Genomic DNA, 6,046 nt, shown 5'->3' with positions numbered 1-6,046 from the left:
GGTGGGGTGAGCGGCGGGGAGGGAGCGAGGGGGGAAACGCACAGAAGGAGGGCCGACGAACGGTGGGTCCCCGCCGCGTCGTGGCCTGAACTGTACAGACGAGTTCATATGAACTCAACCGATCAGTTCAGTCAGCTGCTAGGCTGCCTCCGGAGCGAGGGAGAGTGGAGCGGACGTGAGAGAGACCCCGCGGGTACCGACCGGGGACCGGGCCGCCCGTAAGCGGCTGGCCATCATCCGCGCCGCCCGCGCGGCGTTCGTCCGGGACGGCTTCAAGGCCGGCATGGACGCCATCGCCAATGAGGCGGGCGTGTCCAAGGTGACCGTCTACAACCACTTCGGCAACAAGGACACCCTGTTCCTCGCCGTCATCGGGGACGCCCTCGAAGAGGCCCTGGGCGAGACCGTCGCGGGTACCGCCGCCCGCCTGGAGCAGACCGACGACCTGCGCTCGGCGCTGGTCTGGACGGCGGACGCCTGGGTGAAGGGCATGATCCGGCCCGAGATGATGGCCCTGCGCCACCTCGTGGTCCACGAGGCCCGCCGCTTCCCCGAACTGGGCCTGGCCTGGAAGGAACACGGCCCCGACCGCGCGCGCCCGGCGCTGCTCGACACCTTCCGCCGGCTCATCGACGAGGGGCGCCTCGACATGCCCGACATCGAGGTCGCCATCATCCAGTTCTACTCCCTGGTGCTCTACCCGCATCTGATCCACAGCGCCTACGGCGTGGGCCTGCCGCCGGAGACCACCAAGGCTCTCAGTGAGACCGGGGTGGACATGTTCCTGGCCTACTACGGGTACCGCCCGGCGTAGTGCGGGGCCCGCCCTCGGCCCTCGGGCGTCACAGCGTGAACAGCAGGGCGGCGTCCGCCAGGACGAGGGCGGCGGTGGTGGCGTGGATGCCGAACGCGGCGGCCCGCGTCCCGCCGTTGCGCAGGACGATCACCACGTCGCCCAGCGGCAGCAGCGCCACGACCAGCATGTACCAGGCCTCAGCGCGGGCTCCGGCGAAGGAGAGCAGGGCCAGGCCCATGAGGCCGTACGCGGTGTCGCGCAGGCCCTTGACCGTCAGGTACGCCGGGTCGCCGGCCTTCGCGGCCGGTCCGGCGGCCTTCACGGCCGCGACGCCGTATCCCGCGGCCGGGACGCCGTACCCCGCCGCCGCGGCACGGGGGACCAGCAGAAACCTGAGCCCGACGAACAGGACCAGCAGATCGAGCACGACGGCGAGGCCGTAAGCGAGGTAAGTCGACATGGGATGCTCCTCAGCGGACCGTCGGCCGGCCGGCGGCGGAAGGGCTGCCTTCCGCGTCCGCGCGCACGGCGGACGGACGGCCCGCCACGGCCGCGCGTGCGGCGGACCGGGCCGGAACGCACTTGCCCAGGGCGACGAAGAACAGCACCAGCCCCGCCGTCAGCAGGATGTGCCCGAGCCCGGAGACCAGCCCGACGGCCTCGGGCAGGGAGCGGCCCAGCACCGTCAGCGTGCCGCGGACGGTCATCATGACCACGGTCACCGCCAGCCCCGCGTTGTACGTCCAGTAGAACCAGCCGAAGAGCGGGCTGCCGCTCGGCTCGAACAGCTTCTCCAGCGCGAGCACGACGAGGAAGAACAGCGTCCCGAGCGCGATGACGTGGGTGTGCACGACCGCGAGCTGGGTGTCGCCGGTGAAATCCTCGGCCTTGGTCAGCTCGCGGTAGTACAGCCCGCTGACCAAGCCGACGATCATGTAGAGGTGAGCGGTGTTGACGATTCTCCGCACGCGTAACCACTTCCGGGAGCAGACGAGTTGACGCCGCCCACGCTGACACCGGGTGCTGCCGGTGATCAACCATGACCTCGGCATGGACCCATAACCTGTGACTAATGATCGGGCGGTACGGCGTTGGAACTGCGGGACATCGAGATATTCCTGGCGCTCGCCGAGGAACTGCACTTCAGCCGCACGGCCGCGCGCCTGCACGTCACCCAGGCGCGCGTCAGCCAGTCGGTCAGACACCTGGAACACCGAATCGGCGCCCGGCTCTTCGACCGCACCAGCCGCAGCGTCCGGCTGACCGCCGTCGGCGAACAACTGCACCGTGAGTGGAAGGCCGGCTACCGCCGCATCCTGCGGGGTGTCGACGTCGCCACCGCGGCCGCGCGGGGCCACGCGGGAGTCCTCACGATCGGCACGACGGGACCGCACTTCTGCGTACTGAAGGGCGCCATGCGACTGCTCCGGACCCGTCATCCGGCGGTCCGGATCCGGCACCGCGAGATCCAGCAGCCGGCCCCGCTGGAACTGCTGGAGTCGGGCGAGGTCGACGTGGCGCTGCTCTGGCTGCCGGTCGACGCGCCCGGCCTCGCCGTCGGTCCGGTCGTGCACACCTCGTCCCTGCGGCTCATGGTCGGCGCCTCCCACCCGCTCGCCGGCAAGGAGGCGGTCCGGCTGGAGGACTTCGCCGACTGCACCTTCGTGTCCGGCCACGGACTCCCGCCGGCCATGGCGGACGCCCTCACGCCGTTCCGCACCCCCTCGGGGCGCCCCGTCCCCCGCGGCCCGCGGGTCTCCACCTGGCACGAGGTCCTCAACACGGTCGCCTGCGGACAGGCCGTGGCCACCGCCGCCGCCGAGGCCACGGGCTTCTACACCTGGCCCAACCTCGTCTTCCTCCCCGTCGCCGACGCCCCGCCCGTCCGCTGGGCCCTGTGCTGGCAGGCCGACAGGGACTCACCTCTCGTCCAGGCCTTCGTCCGCGCCGCGTCGGACGCCGCGCCCGAGTGACGCGGTCCGGGCCCGCGTCCGTACTCGCGGTGGACCCGCGCCCGCCCACCGCGCGGAGTGGGCCGCCGTCGGCCGGCGTCCCGCCTGCCCGGCCGACCCCCGTACGCCCGCCGTTACCGAGGCGCGAGCGTCTTGAGCCAGTCGTCGACGGTGACGACATCCGCCCACTGCGGGAACAGGCGGTCGACGAGGACCCGGTGCACCTCCGGGTCGAGGTCCAGGCAGCCGTCGGCCAGGACGGTCAGGCCGAAGTCCAGGTCGTTCGCCTGGCATACGGTCGACAGGACCACGGCGCTGGTGGCGATGCCGGCGAGCACGAGGTGGTCGATGCCGCGAGCCCGCAGCACCACGTCGAGGTCACTGCCCGAGAAGGCGCTCGCCCGCCGCTTGGTGACCACCACCTCGCCGGGCCGGGGCGCGATGTCGGGATGGATTCGGGTCCCCGGGTCGCCCTCGACGTAGAGGCCGGCCCGGGCGATGGCGGCGAGGGGCCTGTTCCGCGTGCCGACTTCCGGGAAGCCGGGGCGCAGCGCGATGACCACGTAGATCACGGGCACGCCCGCCGCCCGGGCCCCGTCGATCGCCCCGCGCAGGCGCGGCAGGTATCCGGAACCGTCGTCGTCCACCGCGTCCACGATGGCCTGTTGGACGTCCATCACGAGAAGGGCGCTGCTCATGTCGCCTCCGGGGGCGGGGGGAAACGGGTGGGGTGCGGGTGGGGTACGGGCCAGGCTCACCCTGCACCAACCGGGGGTGTTGTGGCGAGGCCCCGCCGGGGCGGGTGACGGGTTCCACGCCCGTCGCGGTCCGGGCGCGGACGCGTCATCGACCGCCCACGGCGTCCCCGGGGACGGCCTTCTGCGGGTCGGTGTGCCAGTTGGTGACGACCGGCTTGTCGATGGTCATGCGGCCGGTCTTCAGGCTGACCGGGTCGTCGCCCCGCTCGACCGCGACGATGATCTCGTCCAGTTCCTTGCCGTTGTCCGCGTTGGTGGTCTTGGGGTTCACCCCGGCGTAGGCGGTGGTGTGGTCGTTCACCTTCACCGGCTCGCCGACGGCGTGCTCGGCGGGACGCGCCTCGGTGCCGTCGGAGCCGAACGCCACCACCGGGTGGGTGCCCGGGAGTACGCAGGTGATGCCGGGCTTGGCCTTCACCGCGATCTGCACGTAGCCGCCGGCCTGGGTCTTGGAGGTGGCGCTCCAGGACAGGTCGTTGGTGCCGCAGGCCTGGCGGTAGCCGCCCTTGCCGCCGGCCGTGCCGCCGCTCTTGGCCTCGCTTCCGCTCCCGCTCTTGCCGCCGCTCTTGCCGCCGCTCTTGCCGCCGTTCGTGCCGCTGTCGGTGCCGCCGCTGGTGCCGCCGCCCTTGTGGCCGCTCACGCCGCCACCGCCGGAGGTCGACCCGCCGGCGCCGGACGGGGCCTTGCCGTCCGCCCCCGCGCCGCCGCCGTCGGTCCCCTGCCCCTGGTTCGCGGAGCGCGACGCGCCGGGCGCGGACGGGGCGGAGGAGTCGGCCGTGTCGTCGTTGCAGGCGGTCAGCGTCAGGACGCCGGCCAGGGCGGTGGCGGCCAGGGCGGTCGTGCGGATGAGGTTCTTGCGCATGGGTGGTTCCCCCGTGGAGATGTGATCGGTTCCGCCGGAAACGGCGCGGGGTCCGCGGTGCGGAACGTGCGCCGACGTCGACGGAACAGAGCTTCCGGGCCGGCCGTCCGGCCCCGCAAGGAGCACCGGAGAACACGGGACACCGGAACGGGTAAACGGCCTCTGACCTGTGGAAACCGTTCCCCCTGGAACGGCGGGGCGGGACGTGTCTCCCGCGCGGTGGCGGTGCGGGTTCCGTACCGGTGGGGTCGGCGGTGGCGGGCCGGGAACGCCGCCGACGGCGGGCCCCGCCGGGCCGGAGCGACGGTGGCGGCCGGAAGCACGTCGAGCGCCGACGCCCGCGCCGAAAGCCCCGGCCGGGTCGGGCCGGGGCTCTCGGCGGGGGATCCCTTCACGAAGCGTCGAGCACAAGGCGTCAGGCACAAGGCGTCAGGCACGAGGCGTCAGGCACGAGGCGTCAGCCCCGGGAAGGCACCGGCACCGGGTCCGCGTCCCGGGCATCCCCTACGGGGCGACCGGCGGGCAGCGCGGGGTAGTCGGTGTAGCCGGTCTCCCCCGAGACGTACATCAGGTACTCGCCCCGTACGGGGTTGAGCGGCGCGTCCGAACGGAGACGGGCGACCAGGTCGGGGTTGGCGAGGAACCCCCGTCCGAACGCCACGAGGTCGGCTCCCGCGTCCAGCAGGCGCTCGCCCTCGTGGCGCAGTTCGGCGGCGGACGGGGTGTCGCGCGGCAGCTTCGGGTTGGCGATCAGGGTGCCCGGCCAGAGCCGCCGGATCTCCGCGAAGACGGGCTGCTCGGGGTCGGCGTGGACGACGTGCAGGTAGGCGAGGTCCAGGTCGGACAGGGCGGTGATCAGGGCCGGGTAGATGGCGTCGGTGTCACCCTCGTCCATGCCGTTGGCGGTGACGCCCGGCGAGACGCGCAGGCCCACCCGTTCCGCGCCGACCGCCGCGACGACGGCCCGGACCACCTCGACCGTGAACCGGACGCGGCCGGCCACGGAGCCGCCGTAGGCGTCCGTGCGGAGGTTGGTGCCCCGGCCGAGGAACTGGTGGAGCAGGTAGCCGTTGGCGGAGTGCACCTCCACGCCGGCGAAGCCCGCCTCGACGGCGTTGCGCGCGGCCGCCGCGAAGTCGGCGACGGTGGAACGGATGTCGTCGGCCGTCATCTCCCGGGGCACCACCGCCGGGCGGAAGCCGTCCCGCGTGCGGATGGGCTCCGGCAGCGGGACCGGCGACGGGGCGACGGGCGTCAGACCGCTGGTGTCGGGGTGGCCCACTCGTCCCCCGTGCTGCAACTGGAGGAACATCCGCCCGCCCGCGGCCCGTACGGCGTCCGTGACCCGCCGCCACCCGGCCACGTGCGCCGCGTCGTGGATGGCGGGGATGTCGGGGTACGTGCGGCCGACCTCGTTCGGCGTGGCCGCCTCGGCGACGATCAGGCCGGCCGTCGCCCGCTGCGCGTAGTAGGTGGCCATGACCGGTCGCGGGACGCCGTCGGCCGCGGCGCGGTTGCGGGTCATGGGGGCCATCACCAGGCGGTTGGGCAGCCGGAGCGGGCCGAGGCGGGCGGGCTCGAAGAGGCGGGAGGAGGAAGGAGAGGAAGGAGAGGACGGCGAGGAAGGAGAGGAGGCGGGCTGGGTCGCGGGGAGTCGGCCGTCGGTGGAGGCGGGGGT

Annotated in this window: 7 protein-coding genes; 2 read left to right on the top strand and 5 right to left on the bottom strand. The window is 73.3% G+C overall.

The window, feature by feature from the left end; all coding sequences use genetic code 11:
* Nucleotides 1-175 precede the first annotated feature (175 nt).
* The gene (locus ACSNOK_RS29650; protein ID WP_436783882.1) at nucleotides 176-814 is read left to right on the top strand and encodes a TetR/AcrR family transcriptional regulator; all 639 of its coding nucleotides are present in this window, start codon (nucleotides 176-178) and stop codon (nucleotides 812-814) included.
* A gap of 28 nt (nucleotides 815-842) precedes the next feature.
* Here the strand turns inward: ACSNOK_RS29650 and ACSNOK_RS29645 are convergent, their stop codons facing one another.
* Nucleotides 843-1,256, bottom strand: coding sequence for a DUF4267 domain-containing protein (locus tag ACSNOK_RS29645; protein ID WP_436783881.1), 414 nt, complete (start codon nucleotides 1,254-1,256; stop codon nucleotides 843-845).
* Nucleotides 1,257-1,266: 10 nt separating this feature from the next.
* Nucleotides 1,267-1,764: a DUF2871 domain-containing protein gene (locus ACSNOK_RS29640; protein WP_436783880.1), complete on the bottom strand. Its 498-nt coding sequence runs from the start codon at nucleotides 1,762-1,764 to the stop codon at nucleotides 1,267-1,269.
* A gap of 123 nt (nucleotides 1,765-1,887) precedes the next feature.
* Between ACSNOK_RS29640 and ACSNOK_RS29635 the strand changes: the two genes are divergently transcribed.
* Nucleotides 1,888-2,769 (top strand): LysR substrate-binding domain-containing protein, encoded by an 882-nt coding sequence (locus ACSNOK_RS29635; RefSeq protein WP_436783879.1) that lies wholly within the window; start codon nucleotides 1,888-1,890, stop codon nucleotides 2,767-2,769.
* 113 nt (nucleotides 2,770-2,882) lie between these two features.
* Here the strand turns inward: ACSNOK_RS29635 and ACSNOK_RS29630 are convergent, their stop codons facing one another.
* From ACSNOK_RS29630 to ACSNOK_RS29620, 3 genes are all read right to left on the bottom strand, one after another.
* A complete protein-coding gene (locus ACSNOK_RS29630; RefSeq protein WP_436783878.1) occupies nucleotides 2,883-3,446 on the bottom strand; it encodes a cysteine hydrolase family protein in 564 nt (187 codons plus the stop codon).
* 145 nt (nucleotides 3,447-3,591) lie between these two features.
* The gene (locus tag ACSNOK_RS29625; protein WP_436783877.1) at nucleotides 3,592-4,368 is read right to left on the bottom strand and encodes a DUF4232 domain-containing protein; all 777 of its coding nucleotides are present in this window, start codon (nucleotides 4,366-4,368) and stop codon (nucleotides 3,592-3,594) included.
* Between the two features lie 457 nt (nucleotides 4,369-4,825).
* The coding region (locus ACSNOK_RS29620; protein WP_436783876.1) for a hypothetical protein at nucleotides 4,826-6,046 on the bottom strand (1,221 nt) is incomplete at its 5' end.

The sequence above is a fragment of the Streptomyces sp. URMC 126 genome, from assembly GCF_051386555.1.
Lineage (GTDB): Bacteria > Actinomycetota > Actinomycetes > Streptomycetales > Streptomycetaceae > Streptomyces.
Note: the sequence above shows the minus strand (reverse complement) of the source record. Positions and strands in the feature narration are given on the sequence as shown.

Coding starts and splice junctions, on each gene's coding strand:
- ACSNOK_RS29630 (WP_436783878.1), bottom strand. CDS start 3,446: ATGAGCAGCGCCCTTCTCGTGATGGACGTCCAACAGGCCATCGTGGAC.
- ACSNOK_RS29645 (WP_436783881.1), bottom strand. CDS start 1,256: ATGTCGACTTACCTCGCTTACGGCCTCGCCGTCGTGCTCGATCTGCTG.
- ACSNOK_RS29625 (WP_436783877.1), bottom strand. CDS start 4,368: ATGCGCAAGAACCTCATCCGCACGACCGCCCTGGCCGCCACCGCCCTG.